The organism is Microbulbifer flavimaris (genome assembly GCF_001641755.2).
Classification (GTDB): domain Bacteria; phylum Pseudomonadota; class Gammaproteobacteria; order Pseudomonadales; family Cellvibrionaceae; genus Microbulbifer; species Microbulbifer flavimaris.
This window is the reverse complement of the sequence record NZ_LRFG02000003.1, coordinates 329,602-347,578: the sequence shown is the minus strand read 5'-3', so window position 1 is coordinate 347,578 and position 17,977 is coordinate 329,602. Positions and strand designations below refer to the sequence as shown.

Sequence of the window (17,977 nt, the reverse complement as noted above, 5' to 3'; positions counted from 1 at the left end):
ATACCGGGCCGGATTTGGGGACACATTATTGTTCACCGGCGCCACACCCCGTGCGCCGGATTCAGGGACTGGGAGCAAGCATAGACGGCTCCGCTGGAACTACACTGTGATAAAGGGGGCTTACGCCGCCGGACTCTGAGGTAATTTGTTGGGGGGTGTATTATCCGGCTTCACCGACTCTGGCTCTGGCGGCTGCTGTTCCTGCTCGCGTTCGCCGCAGCCGTGGCTTTCGGCCTGCGCAACAGACCGCTGCCGCAAGTGTTTCCACACTTTGATTTGCTGCTGCATTTTGCCGCCTTCTTTATTCTTGGTTTCCTCGCGCTGGCCACACTGCGTATCCGTACTTGTACCAAAGTGCTGCTCACTATTGCTGCCCTGATTACCTGCGCGGCACTACTCGAGTGGTGCCAGGCTTTGTGGCTGCCGAAGCGCACACCGTCGATCCTGGATTTTGCTGCAGGTGCCCTTGGGGTCATCTGTGCCTGGTTTTTTCTTGCCTTGTGGAGTCGGCTGACACGGTGAGCGAACTCGAACAGAAATGTGACAGAGTTATCAAGTCGGTCTTGTGATCCCTCCCCCCTGTGCCATTCTAGTTGCGCAAAAGATGTGCAGCCTGGTTGTTCTTTGAACAGGGGCGGCTCTGATGCAACAGCAGTAGAAGTAACGAGGTAAGAGGTAGCCCGGGGAGGTTGGGGCGTTGCAACAGGGATGGATACGTGCGCACCAGAGCGATCTGGCTGCGGTTTACCGTCTGATTGACGGTGTCTTGATTCTCGCGGTACTGGGCGTTTGCCTCACGTTGATGGGAGAGCCGATCAGCGGCAACTGGGCGGCAGCGGGACTGCTCGCAGTCATTGCTTTTGTCATCATGGCCGAGCCGGTGGAGCTGTACCGGTCGTGGCGAACGGACAGCTTCCGGGCGATGCTCGCCGCGACGGCTGTTACGTGGGTCTCCGTGTGCCTGCTGCTATTGCTGGTCGGTTACTTCTCCCGGCTGGGGCATGAATTTTCGCGGCTGGTGGTCGGGTGCTGGTTCCTCTTTTCCCTGATTGCTCTGGGTAGCTGGCGCTTTGGACTGCGGCGCCTGCTGCAATACCTGCGTATCCATGACCGCAACACCCGTTCTGCGGCCATCCTCGGCATCACACCCACCGGCCTCCAGCTGGCAAAGGATCTGGAGCAGCATCCTGAGCTGGGTATCCGCCTGCAGGGTTTCTACCGCATCTCCGGTGTCCCGTCCGCCGAAACCTCGGTCGCCGGGGCCGCTTCGCTGCTGACAGGGCCCACGGGTCAACTCGAGGATGCGCTTGCCGCAGCCCACTCGGGAGAGCTGGATCTCGTCTACATTGCCCTGCCGATCAGTGAAGCCAAGCGCATCGGCGAGCTCCTGGCCGCTTTCGGGGATACCACGGCCACCGTGCACCTGCTGCCGGACATTTTCGGGGCCAACCTGCTGCAGTCCCGCTGGCACAGGATCGGTAGCAGTGCCGTTCTCAGTATCTATGACACGCCGATTCAGGGTATCAATGGCTGGCTCAAGCGGCTGGAGGATGTGGTCATTGCTTCACTGGCACTGGTACTGCTGTCGCCGCTGATGCTGCTGATCGCCATCGGCGTCAAGCTTTCTTCAAAAGGTCCGGTCATTTTTCGCCAGCGCCGTTATGGCTACTGCGGTAACACCATAGAGGTGTGGAAGTTTCGCTCCATGACGACCCAAGAGGACGGCGCCAAAGTCGTCCAGGCAACGCGCAATGATCCCCGGGTTACCCGTTTCGGCGGCTTCCTGCGCCGCACGTCCCTCGATGAACTGCCCCAATTCATCAACGTCCTGCGTGGCGAAATGTCGATCGTCGGCCCGCGACCCCATGCGGTGGCGCACAACGAACAGTACCGCAGTCTCGTCAGCGGCTACATGCTGCGCCACAAGGTGAAGCCGGGTATTACCGGCTGGGCACAGGTAAACGGTTGGCGCGGCGAAACCGATACGCTGGAAAAAATGAGCAAGCGTGTGGAGTACGACCTGGACTATATTCGCCGCTGGTCAATCTTCTTCGACTGTTACATCGTCCTGATGACCGTGTTCAAAGGCTTTAAATCGAAGAATGCCTACTGACTTAGCCGCCAAAAAATAAAAACTTTTCACGAAATCCCACAGCAGAAATTAGTCGACCACCTAGACTTAGGGCTCCCAGAAAAATGGTACGGGTGTTCCATCCCGTCGAGAAATTCGGTACTCGATCATGGGTAGTCAGACTATCTCCTCTCCGGTCAAAAGGCGTCCGGTATTCGCCATTCCTGCTGCGATTGCAATAGCGGTGGGAATGGCCTCAACACAGTTGGCGCAAGCCGAGCCGATCATGCTGCCTGCGGGCGTTACTTTCACGCCGTCAATCGGTGTCGACCTGCGCTATGACGACAACATCAACAATTCCCCAGTCAACGAAGTAGAAAGCTGGCTGATGGTGGGAACGCCTCGTTTTCTGCTCGAGGCGGATACCGGAATCTCCACATACAGCGTTCAGTACAGTCTTTCCCACGGCGACTATCTCGACGCCGACCGGGAGTCCTATACAGACCAGGCGCTGCTGGCGGATGCCAGCTGGGACCTGCATCCGCGCCACGGCCTGGAGGTCAACCTCGTCTTCCGCGATATCCAGGAGGAATTCAATAGCGGCGTGGCCCCCGATCTTGAAAGCCTGATTTTCGAGCGGGACCGCTATATCGAAAAGGATTTCAGCAGCACCTATACCTTCGGTGCGGAGGATGCGCGGGGCAGGTTGGAACTGACAGTCGGTCACAATGACCGCGACTATATAGAGGAGATCCGCGCACAAGATCGCCGCGGTGCCTATGGCTCCGGGCTGTTCCGTTTCAATATCGCCGGCCAGACGAATCTGCTGACACGGGTGGACGCCCGCGATATCGACTACCGCCGTCTGCCGGAACTGCCAGACCTGGACAACCGCGAGGTCAATTACCTGGTTGGCGCCGAGCGAGACACGCCATTACTCACCCTGAGCCTGCTGGCGGGACTTGGCACGCGCACTTTTGACGATCCGGAAGTTGAAGACTTCTCCCGGCCCCGGTGGGAATTTCTCGCGGCATGGCGACCGCTGGAAATGACCGAAGTGATTTTTACCGCGGATCGCCTCGCGCTGGAGTCCCGTGGGCTGGCACGCCTGATCGATGCCCGCAGCGCCTCCCTGGGCTGGACCCATGAATGGACAGAGACGATCTCCACGGAGCTTTCATTCCGTTACACCGATGCGGACTTTGAAGGCACCGATCTCACAGAAAATATCTCTCGCGGCATTGCAGGTGTCGACTATCGCTTCCTCGAGTGGCTGACCCTGCGCGCCGGCGTTTCCGCATTGAAACAGGACGCCACACAGGCAGCGTTCGAATACGACCGGAACCAGGCATTTATTGGATTTGAGGCTTCCCTGTAGTAGGCCGAGAACTATCTATTGGAGTGTTACCCACTATGAAGCGATCTGAATTGCAGCTACCCAAACCCCGTTACCTGATTGTCGCGGCGGCGCTATGTTTTGCGCCGGTCCCGTCACTTTCCAGCGAGGCCGCGTCGGCAACGATGGAGATTGCCAATTACCAGCTGGATTCCGGCGATCGCATCGCTATCCGTGTTTTTGGCGAGGACGAGCTCTCGATGGAGACATATCTCGGTGACAGCGGTGTGATCAACTATCCCTTTATCGGTGAGATCGACGTCACCGGTCTCAATACCTCCGAGGTAGAGAGGAAAATCGTCGCCGGCCTGAAGGGGGATTACCTGATCAACCCCAGTGTCGAGGTCACCATCGTCGAGTACCGGCCGTTCTTTATCAATGGCGAGGTCACCACACCGGGAAGCTACACCTTCCATCCGGGCCTGACGATCAACAAGGCGGTGGCCATGGCCAGCGGTTTCACACCGCGCGCATCCGAGCAAAAGATTACGGTCGAGCGCGGGCTGGGGGATAAGAAACGCACATTCAAGGCGGACCTGGATACTCGGCTGCTTCCCGGGGACATCGTGACTGTTGAACAAGGAATTTTCTGAGGGCGCAAGGATGAACAAGCAAAACCCTTTTGAAGGCGAAGAGCTGGTTGAGGAGAGCGGGCCGGACCTGCGCCGCTACTGGCAAGCCATCATGTCCCGCAAGTGGATGATTCTCGGCCTCACCGCGGCTATCACGGCTGTCGCTGTCGTGGTGGTTTCAAGTATGCCCTCGCGCTATGAGGCGACTTCCACGCTGATGTTCGAGCTGGATCAGGCCAACCTGGTATCGGTGGAAGAACTCTATGAAGCCGGCAATCAGCGCCGCGAATATATTCTCACCCAGACCGAGCTACTGCAGTCGCGGGACCTAGCGGAGCGGGTGATTACCCGGCTGGATCTGCTCAACCACGCGGAGTTTGATCCCAACTTACATCAGGGGAGTTCCGGTTTCTGGAGCTGGCTGCCCTTCGTCGGCAGTGATGAGGGCGCTGGTGCCAGCGTCGATCGCACTCGCATGGAGCAGGTCACAACTGCCTTCCTGAAACGGCTCACCGTTGCCCCCAAGCGCAATACCCACCTGGTGGATATAACCTTCTCCGCCCGCTCTCCACAGCTCGCTGCGGATGTGGCGAATACCGTCGGCGAGGAATACATCGCCAGTCAGTCGGAGGCCCGGGCGCAGTTCACCAACCGCGCCAGCTCCTGGCTGAACGAGCGACTGGAAACCGTGCGGGTGAAGCTGGAACAATCTGAAGCCGAATTGCTCGCATTCCAGGAGCAGGAAGACCTGGTGGATATCAGTGGCGTGCTCAGTCTTGCGGAGCAGGACCTGAATGAAGCCACTACCCAGCTACAGGAAATGCGTCGCGAGTTGCGCCAGGTGGGCAGCATTCACGATCAGGTCGAATCCCTGGAGGGGAACGAACTGGCGCTGGCGAACCTCCCTGAAGTGCTCAACAACCCGATGATCCAGGAGATCAAGCGCAATGAGGCGCAGGCCAGTCGCAATGTGGCCGAACTCTCCCGCCGTTACGGGCCAAAGCACCCGCTGATGATCGCTGCCAACAATGAGCTGACCATGGTGCGAGACCAGTTGCGCAGCGAAGTGCGCAATCTCGCCGACGCTATCGAAAGCCGTTACCAGACCGCCCAGGCCCGTGTGCGCGCCCAGGAACAGGAAGTGGCCAGGGCCAAGGAAAACTACCAGCAGGTTTCCCGCAAGGCAGTGCGCCACGGCGAACTGGAGCAGCAGGCGCAGATCAACCGGCAGCTGTTCAATACCTTCCTGACTCGCGTCAATGAGACCCGGGAGGCTTCCGGCTTTGATGTGGCAGCGGCGCGGTTGGCGGATCTCGCGGTGGCACCCAGCGAGCCCTCAGCACCCAACAAGCGGGTCATTGTGTCCGCGGTGTTTGGGTTGGCCGTCCTGCTCTCGGTGGGCATTGCCTTCTTGCTCGACTTCCTGCGCGTGGGAGTGCGCAACCCTGAAGACGTCGAGGTCTACCTGCACCAGCGGTTGATGGGTTTACTGCCCGATGTGCAGAAGGTCAGCGGACAGCGACTGGACCTGCGCGCTTTCTTCGACCCCGACCAGTACACGTTTGCCGAGTCGGTACGCACCCTGCGCACGGGTATTGTCCTGTCCCACTTTGGCGCCGCAGATGGTAAAGAAAACAAAGGCCAGGTGCTGGCTGTGACATCGTCGGTGCCCGGGGAAGGCAAGACCACCGTAGCCGAAAACCTCGCCTTCGCCCTTGGCCAGGTTGAAAAAGTGCTGCTGGTGGATGCGGATCTGCGCAAGCCCGTAGTGGGGATCGACTTCGGCGTGGATCGGGAAAAGCCGGGTCTCACGGACATGATCGAAGGCACGGCTGCCATCGACGATTGTATCCATCCGGATGAGAACGGCGGTATCGATATTATTCCGGCGGGCCGGTTGTGTGACGATCCACAAAAACTGCTGGTATCACCGCGCTTTGATGAAATGATCCAGGTGCTGGCACGCAGCTATGACCGCGTCATTATCGACACTCCGCCGGTGCAGGCGGTAAGTGATGCCCTGATCATCGCCCGCAGTGCCGATTCAGTGTTGTTTGTGGTCAAGCATGACGACGTGAACAAGCGGGTCGTCATCAAGGGACTTGCTCGACTGAAACAGACCGGCGCGCCGGTAGCCGGCGTGGTGTTGAACCACGTGGATACCAGCAAGAGTGCTGCCTATGCCGAGGAATACTACGGCTACGACTACGGTCGCGTAGGAGGTGGCTCCCGGGAAAGCCGCCATACCCCGGTAATGGAAATGGCTGACACCGAGGTAACAGCCGAGGAGAAAAGTTAGGGGTGTTTGACCTGCACTGCCACCTGCTGCCCGGCGTCGACGATGGCGCCGATTGCACAGCAACGGCGCTCGCCCTCGCACGCGTCGCCGTTGCTGACGGTACTACCCATGCAGTACTGACGCCACATATTCATCCCGGCCGCTACGAGAACTCGCTGTCACGACTCACCCCCGTCTTTGACCGCTTCAGGGAATCCCTTGCGGGCGCCTTCGCCGGCGAGACGAGTGGGTTGCAGGTGGCCCTCGGGGCTGAGGTGCGCCTCACCGATGAATTGCCAGTGCTGCTGGAGCAAGGGGAAATTCCGTTTGTCGGCGAGTGGGAGGGCGCTCAGGTCCTGTTACTGGAGCTGCCCCACAGTCATATTCCGCCCGGTACAGACCGGCTCATCCAGTGGCTGGCCAGGCAGGGCATTCGCCCGCTTATTGCCCACCCCGAGCGCAACCGGGATGTGCTGCGGGATTTAGCCCGGCTGCGCCCGCTGGTGAAAGCGGGTTGCCTGTTCCAGGTTACCGCCACTGCCGTGGCCGGGGATTTCGGTCCCGGTGCCGAGAAACGCGCACGCCAGTTGCTGGAGAATAACCTGGTAACGGTGCTCGCCTCTGACGCCCATCACCTGGAGCGCCGGCCACCGGGCTTGTCTCGCGGACGCGACGCCGCGGCGGCCATTATCGGTGACGACCGGGCCCGTGAGCTGGTGGTGGACAATCCCCGGCGCCTTACCGCCAGTCGTTTTGCTAGGAGCGGGCTCGAGAGCCCGGTCTGATTCTGTCAGTTGCGGGTCACTGCCTGGCCGACCGGCGGCAATAACTCTGCGAAATTCTGCCCCACCGGATAGCTTCCCGCTGACCAGCCCAGGCGTACGATGACCGTATTGGTAGACGGCGCCATCATCACCACCTGCTTGCGGTTGCCCTGCATGAAGTAGGCATCTGCGGGCAGCTCCGGATAGCGCAGCACGTCAGCGCCACTATTGAGCCAGAACTGGTAACCGTAACGGGGCTCGTTGTCGCTGCCATTGGGCATGGAGGCGCGCGCAACCCAGTCTTCGCTCAGCAGGCGCTGCCCATTCAGCTCACCGCCGTTCAACATCAGTTGGCCCAACCGTGCCCAGTCCCGGGCCGAGGCATAGATATAGGAGCTGCCGACAAAAATACCGCTGGGGTCCACCTCAAACACCGTGTTGGCCATGCCCAGGGGTTGCAGCAGTTCCCGCTGGAAAAAGTCCACGCTCGCCTGTACATCACTTCCCAGCTGCTGGTGCAGCCAGCGGGCAATCAGGTTGGTGGTACCCGAGGAGTAAGAGAAGTGGCTGCCGGGGGCGTGCGCCGGTGGGCTGGCCAGTGCCACATCGGAAGCGCTTTGCGCGCTGAACAACATGTGGGTGGCGTCACTGCCCGGTGCATAGGTCTCGTCGAAAGCCAGGCCGGAAGACATCTGCAGTAGCTGCTCCAGCGTGATCTCGCGGCGGGGGTCATCCCGCCACTCCGCAAAGAGAGCGCCGGCCTGCCGGTCACCCTGGCCCAGGGCCTCAAGGCGGCCCTGCAGCATCGCGGTCAGGCTCTTGCCCATGGACCAGCCCAGTAACGGGGTCTGTGGTGTGATGCCATCGGCATAGGACTCCGCCACCAGCGCCCCGTCCTGGATGACCAGCAGTGCGCGGGTCTCGAGGCCGGCGGCGTTGTCTGCCGCCAGGATGGCATCGAGGCGTTGTTGCAGCTCAGCATCGATCGATGGCGCGCTGCTGCCCTTTGGCCAGGGCTCGCCGTCTACCTCGACAGGGGTGACTGCAACCTGGTCCAGCGGTGTGGTATCGCCGATCTCCAGCGCGCAACCCAGGCCCTTACGGTAGCGGGCACTCACTTCCCCCAGGCCAATCAGGTCCGCTGTCACCCGTCGGGCGTCGTCGTCATAGTCCAGATTCAGCAGACGGTTCGCCGGTGAGTAGGAGGCCAGGTCCTCCACAATTCCCGCGGGCGTAAAGCCGGAGACATAGCGCCCGGAGCAGGCCAGTTTGGCCCCCATACCGGTGGCCACGCGCACCGCGCTGCCCAGCTGGGTAATGGAAAATCCCAGCAGTGGGGGTGCCAGCAGCGTAACGGCCAGCGCCAGGGCGACAACCGTGCCCAGCAGGATCTTGATCGTGGATTTCATGGTTCACCCGTCTATTACTGTACCCGTCGCCAGAGCGCCGGAGATTTATTGTTCACGGATTCTATCCGCTGGCCAGACACCTTGCTGGTCCCTTTGGGCCATGGCCCGGACCCCCGGCAGGCGGGCTATGGCAGCAGGGGCTCCACCTTGAAGGGGGCAGAACCAGGGAAAGCCACCGCAGATCGGGCCGTCGCAGGCAACCACAGTGTCGAGCGGACCCTGTGACCCTACCGCACCGGCAGGGATCGGCACTATAACCGGGTATCTGTAACAGGAGCACTGCCGACCAGCGCGCTCCCCAGTAATGTGCCGCTGCGGAAAGGGAGCCCATCCAGGGCTTGCGCCTCCAGGGAGGATGACTGCTCAAGGAAGCCTGTTCAGGAACCGCTGACGATCAACTCACAGGCTTGGTTCTGCAGAAAATGACTGATCGGTGCCACCTGGATCAATGCGCCTGTTGACATTAGTTGCAAGTGTAACTAAGTTCGTTGCACCTGAAACTAACTGGCTGCCCCCGCGGGCGGTACGTGAAAAGAAACACAACGGAGGATCACATGGCCGATTTGTTTGAGAACCCGATGGGCCTCAACGGCTTCGAATTCGTAGAATTCACCGCGCCGGAGAAGGGCATTCTGGAAAACGTTTTCGAGGCCATGGGCTTCACCAAGGTGGCCCGCCACCGCTCCAAGGAGGTCGAACTGTGGCGTCAGGGTGATATCAACTTCATCACCAACTACGAGCCCAAGAGCCACGCCGATTACTACGCCCAGGAACACGGCCCCTCTGCCTGTGGCCTGGCCTTCCGCGTCAAAGACGCCAAGTTCGCCTACGAAGAGGCGCTCAAGAAAGGCGCCCAGCCGGTGGACGTTCATACCGGCCCGATGGAACTGCGCCTGCCGGCCATCAAGGGTATCGGCGGCGCTACCCTGTACCTGATCGACCGCTACGAAGAAGGCAGCTCCATTTACGATATCGATTTCGAGTGGATCGAAGGTGTCGACCGCCACCCGGAAGGCTGCGGTTTCCACACCCTGGATCACCTGACCCACAACGTCTATCGCGGCCGCATGGACTACTGGGCCAAGTATTACGAGGACCTGTTCAACTTCCGCGAGATCCGTTACTTCGACATCAAGGGCGAGTACACCGGCCTGCTGTCCAAAGCCATGACCGCGCCGGACGGCAAAATCCGTATCCCCCTGAACGAAGAGGCAGCCGGTGGCGGCGGCCAGATCGAAGAGTTCCTGATGAAGTACAACGGCGAGGGCATCCAGCACATCGCCTTTGCCTGTGACGACCTGATCAAATGCTGGGATCGTCTGAAGGAGCGCGGCATGGAATTCATGACCCCGCCTCCGGAAACCTACTACGAGATGCTGGAAGAGCGCCTGCCGGGTCACGGTGAGCCCACCGACGAGCTAAAAAAGCGCGGTCTGCTGTTGGACGGGACCACCGAGGGCGGTCAGCCGCGCCTGCTGCTGCAGATCTTCTCCGCCAATATGCTGGGCCCGGTGTTCTTCGAGTTCATCCAGCGCAAGGAAGATGAAGGCTTCGGTGAGGGCAACTTCAAGGCGCTGTTCGAGTCCATCGAGCGCGACCAGCTCAAGCGCGGCGTGATCGGTGACAAGGGCAAAGAAGAGAAGCCGGAGGCCTGATATGGGCATCAAGCGCATTCATCACGTGGCCTACCGCTGCCGCGATGCCAAGGAGACCGTGGAGTTCTACCGCGATCTCCTGGGCATGGACTTCCAGCTGGCCATCGCCGAAGACAAGGTGCCCTCCACCGGGGCACCGGATCCGTACATGCACATTTTTCTCGATGCGGGCCAGGGCAACGTACTGGCCTTCTTTGAGCTGCCCAACTCGCCAGACATGGGCCGTGATGAGAATACGCCACAGTGGGTGCAGCACATCGCACTGGAAGTGGAGAGCATGGACGAACTGATGGCCATGAAGCAGAGGCTCGAGGATGCGGGTATCGATGTGCTCGGCCCGACCGACCACACGATCTTCAAATCCATCTACTTCTTCGACCCCAACGGGCACCGTATCGAACTGGCGGCCAACACCGCCGAGCCCGGTATGCACAAAGAGCTGAAGCGGGTCGCGGAAGATATGCTGGAAGAGTGGTCCCGCACCAAGAAGGCTCCGCGGCACGCGGCCTGGATGCACGGCGACGAAGAATTCAAACCGCTAGATCCCTAAATTCAAAGATTGAAACCAAGAGGAAGGCACAGTGAAGTTAGCCAGCCTGAATTCCGGCCGCGACGGCCAGCTGGTAGTGGTCTCCGATGACCTTACCCGTATGGCGTCCGCCGCCGATATTGCCCCGACACTGCAGAGTGCACTGGATAACTGGGATACCGTTTCCGGCAAGCTCGAAAAGCTGCACGCGCAACTGGAGAGTGGTGACGTGCAGGGCGAGGCCTTTGATCAGGCCCAATGCCACAGCCCGTTGCCGCGCGCCTACCACTGGGCCGACGGCAGCGCCTACGTCAATCATGTCGAGCTGGTCCGCAAGGCACGCAACGCGGAAATGCCGGAGAGTTTCTGGACCGACCCGCTGATGTACCAGGGCGGCTCCGATACTTTCCTGGCCCCGCGTGAGCCGGTAAAAATGCCGCAGAGCGAAGGTTTCGGTATCGACTTCGAGGCCGAGATCGCCGTGATTACAGACGATGTGCCTATGGGGGTGTCTCCCGAGGAAGCCCTCAAGCACATCAAGCTGATCATGCTGGTGAACGATGTTTCCCTGCGCGGCCTGATCCCCGGTGAGCTGGCCAAGGGCTTCGGCTTCTACCAGTCCAAGCCGTCCAGCGCCTTCTCGCCGGTGTGTGTCACGCCGGAGCAGCTGGGTGCCAAGTGGCAAGAGGGTAAGCTGCATCTGCCGCTGACCTCCGAGCTGAACGGCAAGGTCTTCGGCAAGCCGAACGCCGGCGTGGACATGACCTTTCACTTCGGCCAGCTGGTGGCCCACGCGGCCAGGACCCGTCCCCTGGGAGCGGGCACCATCATCGGCTCCGGTACCGTGTCCAACAAGCTGGATGGCGGCCCCGGCAAACCGGTGGAAGAGGGCGGTGTCGGCTACAGCTGTATTGCCGAGATCCGTATGATCGAGACCATCCAGAACGGCAAGCCGAGCACGGCCTTTATGGACTTCGGTGACCGCATCGCCATCGAGATGTACGATGACGAGGGCAAGTCGATCTTTGGTCGCATCGAGCAGGTTGTAGAAAAATCATGACAACGGCTTGGTAATATGAAGGCCGCCCAGCGGGCGGCCTTCTTTTTTGAAAACTGCTTTCCCCGAGTCACACAGCTTTCAGAACTGATAGACGAACTTCAACCAGTAATAATCCCCGTCCGGGGTGTTCTCTGTCTCCGTTTCCGGTAACCAGGACAATTCCAGCAGTACGTTTTCCCGACCCATGGGCAGCATGTAGCCCACTACCGGACCGATACCCGCCGAGCGCAGTTCAAAGTCTCCACGAATGATGACCCCGGGCTTGCGGTCAGCGCTGAACTGCTCCGCCCAGTAACCATTGAGACCCAGAGTGACGAATCCGCTGCCCGCCTTGACCATCTGCTGGACACTTGCATCCAGGTGCGCGATACGACCACTGCGGTAGTCGGTATCGCTATTTTCATCATTCAACAGCAGACCCCCGAAGATACTGAAATTGAAGCCAGAGGCGGAGTTGGTATAAGCAGCACCGATGGTTGTCTTCAATGCCCAGTAGTTGAGCCCTTCATTAGCCAGACGCCCGGTCTCATAATCACCAGTGGGGGCGTGCAGGGACACCATGAAATTGTATTGCCAGCAGTCATCGACCCAGCCCAGCAGGGCAGGGATGAGCGTGGTGTCTCCGAGACCGGAGACAGAGTCACGTCGGCTGAAATTGCCCAGCGGACTTTCGATAACGCCGGTGACCTCCACATCAACCCAGGAGGGAAAGGCACCGAGCGTGTACTTGGCGCCCAAAAACGATTCCTCAAAGGTATAGAGCACCCCGGGAGCAAAGGCATCGATTTCTACATCCAGCCCCAGAGCAACTACGCCGGAAATTGGTGTCTCAGCCGCGGCACCGAAGTCACCGCTGTAATGCATATACTGGGGTTTGATCACCCAACCGCTCTGTACCGGCGCGCGGTCGATCAGGGTGGCCATGGTGCCCGGCACGTAATAGCTCATGCCACCCTCGGCGGCGCTCAACGACATCGGCATGGATATCAGCAAGGTCGACAATAACAGTACACGAATAGCGACGGTCGCTCCTGAAAATTCCATTGCTGCACCTCCATGCCGCCTGTTTCCACTTCCAAAATTAAAAAGGGCAACATAAGTCTAGTCAGCAAAGAAAAATCTCCCTGTTGTTCTGCAGGAATGGAGGAGGTAAGAAAATAAGAGGGTGAGGTGGAAAAGGTGAAGGCGATGCGCAGCCAGATACCCTGATGCGGAGCGCGGCGTGAGGCGCTACAGTGCGCTTTTAAGCAAGCGCAACACGCTCACGATTTTAAATCGCTCAGAGTCGGCGCATAGTCAGCAGCGGCATCCGTTTTCTCACTGCTGTGAGCTTTTTCGATGCCAGGGTGGCAGTTAGTGCCGCTTCGCCTTCGTTGGCCTCGGCGACAACCTCCCCCCAGGGATCGATAATCGCCGAGTGGCCCCAAGTGCGCCTTTTGGGAGAGTGCTGGCCGCCCTGGTTTGCGCCAATAACGAAGCAACCATTCTCAATCGCGCGGGCGCGAAGCAGTGTCATCCAGTGAGCCCGGCCGGTGGTATGGGTAAATGCAGAGGGAACCACCAGTATCTCCGCACCGGCCATGGCCAGTTCACGAAAGAGCTCGGGAAAGCGCAGATCGAAGCAGATACTGAGCCCGATTTTACCCCACGGCGTATCAACGACCTGTACCTGCGTCGTCTCACCCGGCTCGATACTCGCAGACTCACGGTAGCTGCCGGCAGAATCTTCCACCTCCACATCGAAGAGGTGAATCTTGTCATAACGGGCGCACAGTCTGCCGCCGTCGTCATACACCAGGCAGGCAGATCGACTACGCCGTCCTTCTGTTGCTGAGCCATCGGGCCGCTGTGACAGTGGTACCGAACCGGCCACCAACCAGATGCCCAGCTCCTTTGCCCAGCGCTGCAGTGCATACTGGATCGGTTGAGTGTCGGCATCGGCTCTGCCGTCGTTGGCAAAAGGCTCTGCCACTGAAAAACTGCCGCGGTCCGACATGTGGGCAAAGTTTTCCGGTAGAAGCGCCAGTTGGGCGCCCCTCTGCACGGCCTCTTCAAGTAGGGTTCGCGCCCTCTTCAGGTTTTCGCTGACTGATTCACCGCTTACCATCTGCACTGCGCTGGCACAAAAATCTTTCACGGTGGTATCTCCGGTCTTTAATGCCGCTATCTGGATTCTAATGCTTTAGCACTGGTGGCGTTGGCTTCCCGCATTTCTTTGCTCGGGTTATTGGTGCTATATCCAGTGCCTTCAAAGTACTGGTGCAGTATGGCATCTGCCAACAGTTCATCACCAATGCTCGCGCGGAGCTGCTCTGATGCAAAAGCATAGTCGGTAAGTTTTGTCTGTTGTGTAAGAAGTCTCTCTACCCAGTTGAGCATCACAGCACGGCTCAGGTTTTTATCGAGCAATAACCAGATCGCAGGAGCCTGCTGGTAGCGCACAGTATCATTGTTAAGTTCGCCTCCAGATTCAGAGATCTCACGGAGAGAGTGAAGCGGAGATCTGGCTGCGCGCTGTAACTTTTTCTGCGTGATTTCGTCCATCGATGTTTCCGCAAAGAGATCACTAACAACCAGTGAGGCGAGATATTCCGCCAGTGACTCACTGAGGATAAAGCCAAAATCGGAATTGAACTGCCGCCGCTCTCCAATAAAAACGTGCGCAAGTTCGTGGGCCGCAAACTGGCTATAGCTGATTCGTTTCTCTAGATCTTCTGACAGTAGCCCCGCCAACAAATCATCATCGTGATCGACAGATACGATGCTTGGAATGGAAACCCACATCCAGGCATTCGCTTTGCTCACCGGCGTTGTGCTCAAAAATGTAAGCCCGCTATCGCTTTGCCAGCCGAGCAGCTTCGCCATCTTCTGCTTGATGGCAGTAAGCCTGGTTAGTACCCGTTCTGCGTCGGCAGGGCTGAGTGGGCTATTGATCAGCACGTTTCCGGCCTGTTCAGAGAAAGAAAAATCACCGAGTAGCAGCAGTGGCTCGACAGGGTCCTTGGAAATAAGATGCGCTTGGGTACCGAGCACAGGATGGCTGCCATTGACAAATATGGCCCGGCAATCGTTGCAACTTATTTTCAGGTCATAAGTGACCTCATAAAACAGCTTATCGCTGTCTTTGTCATAGAGCTGTGGGAACCAGGCAGTCTGCATGCCATCGGCGCGCAGGGTGCCGCCGTTGAAGGCAATGTTGCCTTTCCAGTCAAACGCAGCTGGATTTTCCAGTGCGTCGATCACCGGATATTTGCCGGTGTAATTCCAGTGCAGTGCTTGTGGCAGATACTTACTATTGCTGTCGGAACCGGGTAGCCAATAACTGAGACTTTCGTGGAATCTTTCGGGTAGCGCTGTTCTTCGATAGTGGTAGGTCGCAGCGAGATCCCCGGAGCGAATATTATGGAGGTTCAGCCCGCTATTCAGTTGGAATGTGTAATCCTGCACTCTGGGTAGGTTGCCGACTGTTACATCAGCCTCGATGGTGCCAGTCGCAACTGATACCTCGAGCGTCCCCGATAGGTGCGGAACAGGGTTTGATGTGGCTGAGTACTCAGCCAGTGCCGGGTAGGACAACAGCAAAAACCCTGTATAAACACAGTACTGTATCAATCTGATGCTGAGGGGCAATGAATGGGGAATATGGGTCATGTGCTATCCATGCGAGTCTGATGGTTGTGTATGATCGATTGGCAACTGACAATGCAGGCAAGAATACACAGCGTCCTGTTGTCAGACAATTTTGTAGCATCTGGCGTTCTCACACCGAGCCGTTCGATCAATGACGATATATAAAAAAACCAAGAATGTCCTGTTTCTATCTGAAGAATGACTGGTTCACGCTGGCTGTGCGAGAGCATGGTGCGGAGCTTTGCAGCCTTGTAGATCACAAGAGCCAGCGGGAACTGATGTGGCGCGGCGATCCCGAAATCTGGGCCGGCACTGCACCCATACTGTTTCCTGTCGTCGGGCGCCTGAAGGATGGCGGCTTTCATTGCAATGGGCGCTGGTACGACCCGGGCAAACACGGCTTTGCCGCCCGACGGAAATTTTCACTGCTGCACGCCGACGACCAGTCCCTGACGCTGGTCCTGCGTGCTGACGAGGTGACCAGGGAGCAATACCCGTTCGATTTTGCGCTGCAGGTATGCTTCAGGCTCGAGGAGCAGAGTCTGTCGGTTCGCTATCGGGTCGAGAATAACGGGCAGGGCAATATGCCCTTCTCCCTCGGCTCCCATCCAGCCTTCGCCTTGCCTGGTGAAACCATGGAAACTTCAGACAGCTATCTGGAGTTCGAGTGCGAGGAGCGGGGTGAGTGTTTCCGCTTACAGAATGACCTGCTGGCTGAAAACCCTGAGCCTCTGGCGATAGCTGGCCGACGCCTGCAGCTGCGACGAGAGACCTTTGCCCGGGATGCGTTGATCCTGAAGAACGTCCGTTCGCGCAAGGTCCGCTTATTTGCGCGGGGCGAGCGACTGCTGGAATTCGATACCGGTGGATTGCCCCATCTCGGCCTGTGGGCAAAACCGAATGCGCCCTATGTCTGCATTGAGCCCTGGCATACTACAGACGATATGCCCTCTGCCCCCACCGAGCTGGCCGCAAAGCCTGGTTTTATCTCGCTCGCACCGGGTGAGGTTTTCGAAACCGGTTACCGCATCAGCTACCCCTGATCCGGTCAGCTTTCAATCGCGGCATATTCTACTCGTCACACGTCAGCGCTCGGTCGCAATTGCTGTCTCTGAGGCCCGGCGGGGAGCGGACGTCGCTTCCACAAACCACTGCGTCACCACCTCGGTGCGGGTAATGGCAGTGCCGACGGTGACAGCCCAGGCGCCAAGTTGTCTTGCTCGGGTGCAGTCGCCCGGGGTATTGAAGCGCCCCTCGGCCATAACCCGTGGGTAGGTCTGTGCCAGCTGCTGTAGAAGGTCGTAGTCAGGTTCGGCCGGCACGGGGCCGCCGGTGTAGCCGGACAGGGTCGAACCAACAATATCCGCACCATGGCGATGGGCCTGCCCCGCATCGGCCAGGCAGCTGCAGTCCGCCATGACGACCTTGCCATGGTGGTGAATCGCTTCGATCAATGCCTTGAGGGATTCCGGCCGTGGCCGGTCGGTGCCATCCACGGCGATGATATCCGCTCCGGCCAGCGCCAGTGCTTCGACGTCAGAGAGAAAAGGTGTGATGCGCACCGGACTGTCTGGCAAATCCCGCTTCACGATACCAATAATCAGGGCCTCCGGCAGTGCCTGCCGGACTCGGGCCACGCGGCTGGCCCCTTCGATACGCAGGCCATCCGCGCCGCCGGCCACAGCCGCGCGGGCCAACCTGACGACGGTGTCGTCGTCATCCATCGGTCCGTTGTCCACTGGCTGGCAGGAGACAATCAAGCCATTTCGCAGACACCTGTCGAGCGCTTCCAGGGCTGATGTTCTGTCAGTCATGATTCGTAAACCGTGGCCAGGCGGGTGCCGTTACGCTGGACCAGCACGTTGAAGCGGTAGCGATCCGCGCGGTAAAGACTCTTGGCCAGTTCGATAATGTGCCCTTCCTCGTCGTAGACCGTGCGCTCCGCCAGTAACGCCGGGCTGAACGCAGGAATCTGCAGCAGGTCTGCCTCTTCCTCGTTCACCACGGTGGCGCTGATCTCCTGACTGGCCTGGTCGACGACAATTTCATATTGGTCGTGGAGCAGGCTGTAAAGGGAGCCGGTACTAAGTTGTCCAATGGCAAGATCCGGGAATGCTTCCCTGGGCAGGTAGACTCGCTCGATGGCCACCGGCTCTCCCTCAGCCAGTCGCAGCCGGCGCACCAGGAACAGCTCGGCGCCCGGGGCGATGTTCATTTTGCTGGCGAGCTTTACGTCCGCCTGCACCACATCGTTAAACAGCAGCCGGTTGGAGGGCGTAAGGCCCAGCTGCTGCATCTCCTCACTGAAGGACATCAGCTTGAGCTGGCTTGCCAGCGGCTGTGCCCTGACAAAAATCCCCGCACCCTGGCGAATCTCCACCCGTTGCAGGGTTTCCAGGTGCTTCAGCGCCCGGCGCAGGGTGTCGCGGGAGACGCCCAGTCGTTCACTGAGTTCACGCTCAGCGGGCAGGCGGGTGTCCGGGCCCTGCTGATCGATGATGTCCAGCAATTGCTGGTGCAGCTGCTGTTGTTTGCGGGTCATCCCCATCCGAATGTCCTGAATGCCGTGCCATTGGCCTATTAATTGGCCGGTAGTGACGAAAATACTATACC

General features: G+C 59.0%; 16 protein-coding genes. 10 read left to right on the top strand and 6 right to left on the bottom strand.

Translation table 11 applies throughout. The annotated features are described in order from the left end of the window. Positions 1-258 precede the first annotated feature (258 nt). The 6 genes from AWR36_RS10665 to AWR36_RS10640 all read left to right on the top strand — a co-directional run bounded on the left by AWR36_RS10665 (position 259) and on the right by AWR36_RS10640 (position 7,102). Positions 259-522, top strand: coding sequence for a VanZ family protein (locus tag AWR36_RS10665; protein WP_141398520.1), 264 nt, complete (start codon positions 259-261; stop codon positions 520-522). A 175-nt stretch (positions 523-697) separates the two neighbouring features. After that, positions 698-2,113 (top strand): undecaprenyl-phosphate glucose phosphotransferase, encoded by a 1,416-nt coding sequence (locus AWR36_RS10660; protein ID WP_067084592.1) that lies wholly within the window; start codon positions 698-700, stop codon positions 2,111-2,113. Positions 2,114-2,240: 127 nt separating this feature from the next. Continuing rightward, a complete protein-coding gene (locus tag AWR36_RS10655) occupies positions 2,241-3,449 on the top strand; it encodes an outer membrane beta-barrel protein (RefSeq protein WP_082679543.1) in 1,209 nt (402 codons plus the stop codon). Positions 3,450-3,484: 35 nt separating this feature from the next. Continuing rightward, positions 3,485-4,060 (top strand): polysaccharide biosynthesis/export family protein, encoded by a 576-nt coding sequence (locus AWR36_RS10650; protein WP_197409261.1) that lies wholly within the window; start codon positions 3,485-3,487, stop codon positions 4,058-4,060. A 10-nt stretch (positions 4,061-4,070) separates the two neighbouring features. Continuing rightward, a complete protein-coding gene (locus tag AWR36_RS10645; protein ID WP_067084588.1) occupies positions 4,071-6,338 on the top strand; it encodes a GumC family protein in 2,268 nt (755 codons plus the stop codon). Between the two features lie 2 nt (positions 6,339-6,340). Beyond that, the gene (locus tag AWR36_RS10640) at positions 6,341-7,102 is read left to right on the top strand and encodes a tyrosine-protein phosphatase (RefSeq protein ID WP_067084586.1); all 762 of its coding nucleotides are present in this window, start codon (positions 6,341-6,343) and stop codon (positions 7,100-7,102) included. 5 nt (positions 7,103-7,107) lie between these two features. Here AWR36_RS10640 and AWR36_RS10635 read toward each other — a convergent pair whose 3' ends face one another. Further along, entirely contained in the window at positions 7,108-8,490 is a 1,383-nt protein-coding gene (locus AWR36_RS10635; RefSeq protein WP_067084584.1) for a serine hydrolase domain-containing protein, read from the bottom strand. A 554-nt stretch (positions 8,491-9,044) separates the two neighbouring features. Here AWR36_RS10635 and hppD point away from each other — a divergent pair. Genes hppD through AWR36_RS10620 form a run of 3 tightly spaced genes read left to right on the top strand, consistent with a single transcriptional unit; the run spans position 9,045 to position 11,734 of the window. Next, on the top strand, positions 9,045-10,145 hold the full coding sequence (gene hppD / locus AWR36_RS10630; protein ID WP_067084582.1) for a 4-hydroxyphenylpyruvate dioxygenase: 1,101 nt from the start codon (positions 9,045-9,047) through the stop codon (positions 10,143-10,145). Position 10,146: 1 nt separating this feature from the next. Next, complete coding sequence (locus AWR36_RS10625) at positions 10,147-10,695, top strand: VOC family protein (RefSeq protein WP_096866642.1); 549 nt, start codon at positions 10,147-10,149, stop codon at positions 10,693-10,695. 31 nt (positions 10,696-10,726) lie between these two features. Beyond that, positions 10,727-11,734 (top strand): fumarylacetoacetate hydrolase family protein, encoded by a 1,008-nt coding sequence (locus tag AWR36_RS10620; RefSeq protein ID WP_067084578.1) that lies wholly within the window; start codon positions 10,727-10,729, stop codon positions 11,732-11,734. A gap of 78 nt (positions 11,735-11,812) precedes the next feature. Here the strand turns inward: AWR36_RS10620 and AWR36_RS10615 are convergent, their stop codons facing one another. The 3 genes from AWR36_RS10615 to AWR36_RS10605 form a co-directional block, all read right to left on the bottom strand. Beyond that, positions 11,813-12,778 carry a SphA family protein gene (locus AWR36_RS10615; protein WP_067084575.1) on the bottom strand — a complete coding sequence of 322 codons (966 nt, stop codon included), beginning with the start codon at positions 12,776-12,778 and terminating at the stop codon, positions 11,813-11,815. A gap of 235 nt (positions 12,779-13,013) precedes the next feature. Next, entirely contained in the window at positions 13,014-13,871 is an 858-nt protein-coding gene (locus AWR36_RS10610; protein ID WP_231745303.1) for a carbon-nitrogen hydrolase family protein, read from the bottom strand. A gap of 26 nt (positions 13,872-13,897) precedes the next feature. Further along, on the bottom strand, positions 13,898-15,385 hold the full coding sequence (locus tag AWR36_RS10605; RefSeq protein WP_141398519.1) for a hypothetical protein: 1,488 nt from the start codon (positions 15,383-15,385) through the stop codon (positions 13,898-13,900). Between the two features lie 155 nt (positions 15,386-15,540). On the opposite strand from AWR36_RS10605, the gene AWR36_RS10600 reads away from it, so the two are divergent. Then, positions 15,541-16,407: an aldose 1-epimerase family protein gene (locus AWR36_RS10600; protein WP_067084571.1), complete on the top strand. Its 867-nt coding sequence runs from the start codon at positions 15,541-15,543 to the stop codon at positions 16,405-16,407. A 42-nt stretch (positions 16,408-16,449) separates the two neighbouring features. Here AWR36_RS10600 and AWR36_RS10595 read toward each other — a convergent pair whose 3' ends face one another. Together AWR36_RS10595 and AWR36_RS10590 are read right to left on the bottom strand one after the other, a co-directional pair. After that, positions 16,450-17,178 carry an N-acetylmannosamine-6-phosphate 2-epimerase gene (locus tag AWR36_RS10595; protein WP_067084569.1) on the bottom strand — a complete coding sequence of 243 codons (729 nt, stop codon included), beginning with the start codon at positions 17,176-17,178 and terminating at the stop codon, positions 16,450-16,452. Then, positions 17,175-17,906 (bottom strand): GntR family transcriptional regulator, encoded by a 732-nt coding sequence (locus AWR36_RS10590; protein ID WP_067084567.1) that lies wholly within the window; start codon positions 17,904-17,906, stop codon positions 17,175-17,177. Before AWR36_RS10590 ends, AWR36_RS10595 begins: the two co-directional genes overlap by 4 nt. Positions 17,907-17,977: the final 71 nt, after the last annotated feature.

What these genes read in the sequence shown, in the direction of transcription:
- AWR36_RS10615 (WP_067084575.1), bottom strand. Translation starts at nt 12,778, where the DNA reads ATGGAATTTTCAGGAGCGACCGTCGCTATTCGTGTACTGTTATTGTCG.
- AWR36_RS10655 (WP_082679543.1), top strand. Translation starts at nt 2,241, where the DNA reads ATGGGTAGTCAGACTATCTCCTCTCCGGTCAAAAGGCGTCCGGTATTC.
- AWR36_RS10590 (WP_067084567.1), bottom strand. Translation starts at nt 17,906, where the DNA reads ATGACCCGCAAACAACAGCAGCTGCACCAGCAATTGCTGGACATCATC.
- AWR36_RS10605 (WP_141398519.1), bottom strand. Translation starts at nt 15,385, where the DNA reads ATGACCCATATTCCCCATTCATTGCCCCTCAGCATCAGATTGATACAG.
- AWR36_RS10650 (WP_197409261.1), top strand. Translation starts at nt 3,485, where the DNA reads ATGAAGCGATCTGAATTGCAGCTACCCAAACCCCGTTACCTGATTGTC.
- AWR36_RS10600 (WP_067084571.1), top strand. Translation starts at nt 15,541, where the DNA reads ATGTCCTGTTTCTATCTGAAGAATGACTGGTTCACGCTGGCTGTGCGA.
- AWR36_RS10595 (WP_067084569.1), bottom strand. Translation starts at nt 17,178, where the DNA reads ATGACTGACAGAACATCAGCCCTGGAAGCGCTCGACAGGTGTCTGCGA.
- AWR36_RS10645 (WP_067084588.1), top strand. Translation starts at nt 4,071, where the DNA reads ATGAACAAGCAAAACCCTTTTGAAGGCGAAGAGCTGGTTGAGGAGAGC.
- AWR36_RS10625 (WP_096866642.1), top strand. Translation starts at nt 10,147, where the DNA reads ATGGGCATCAAGCGCATTCATCACGTGGCCTACCGCTGCCGCGATGCC.
- AWR36_RS10635 (WP_067084584.1), bottom strand. Translation starts at nt 8,490, where the DNA reads ATGAAATCCACGATCAAGATCCTGCTGGGCACGGTTGTCGCCCTGGCG.
- hppD (WP_067084582.1), top strand. Translation starts at nt 9,045, where the DNA reads ATGGCCGATTTGTTTGAGAACCCGATGGGCCTCAACGGCTTCGAATTC.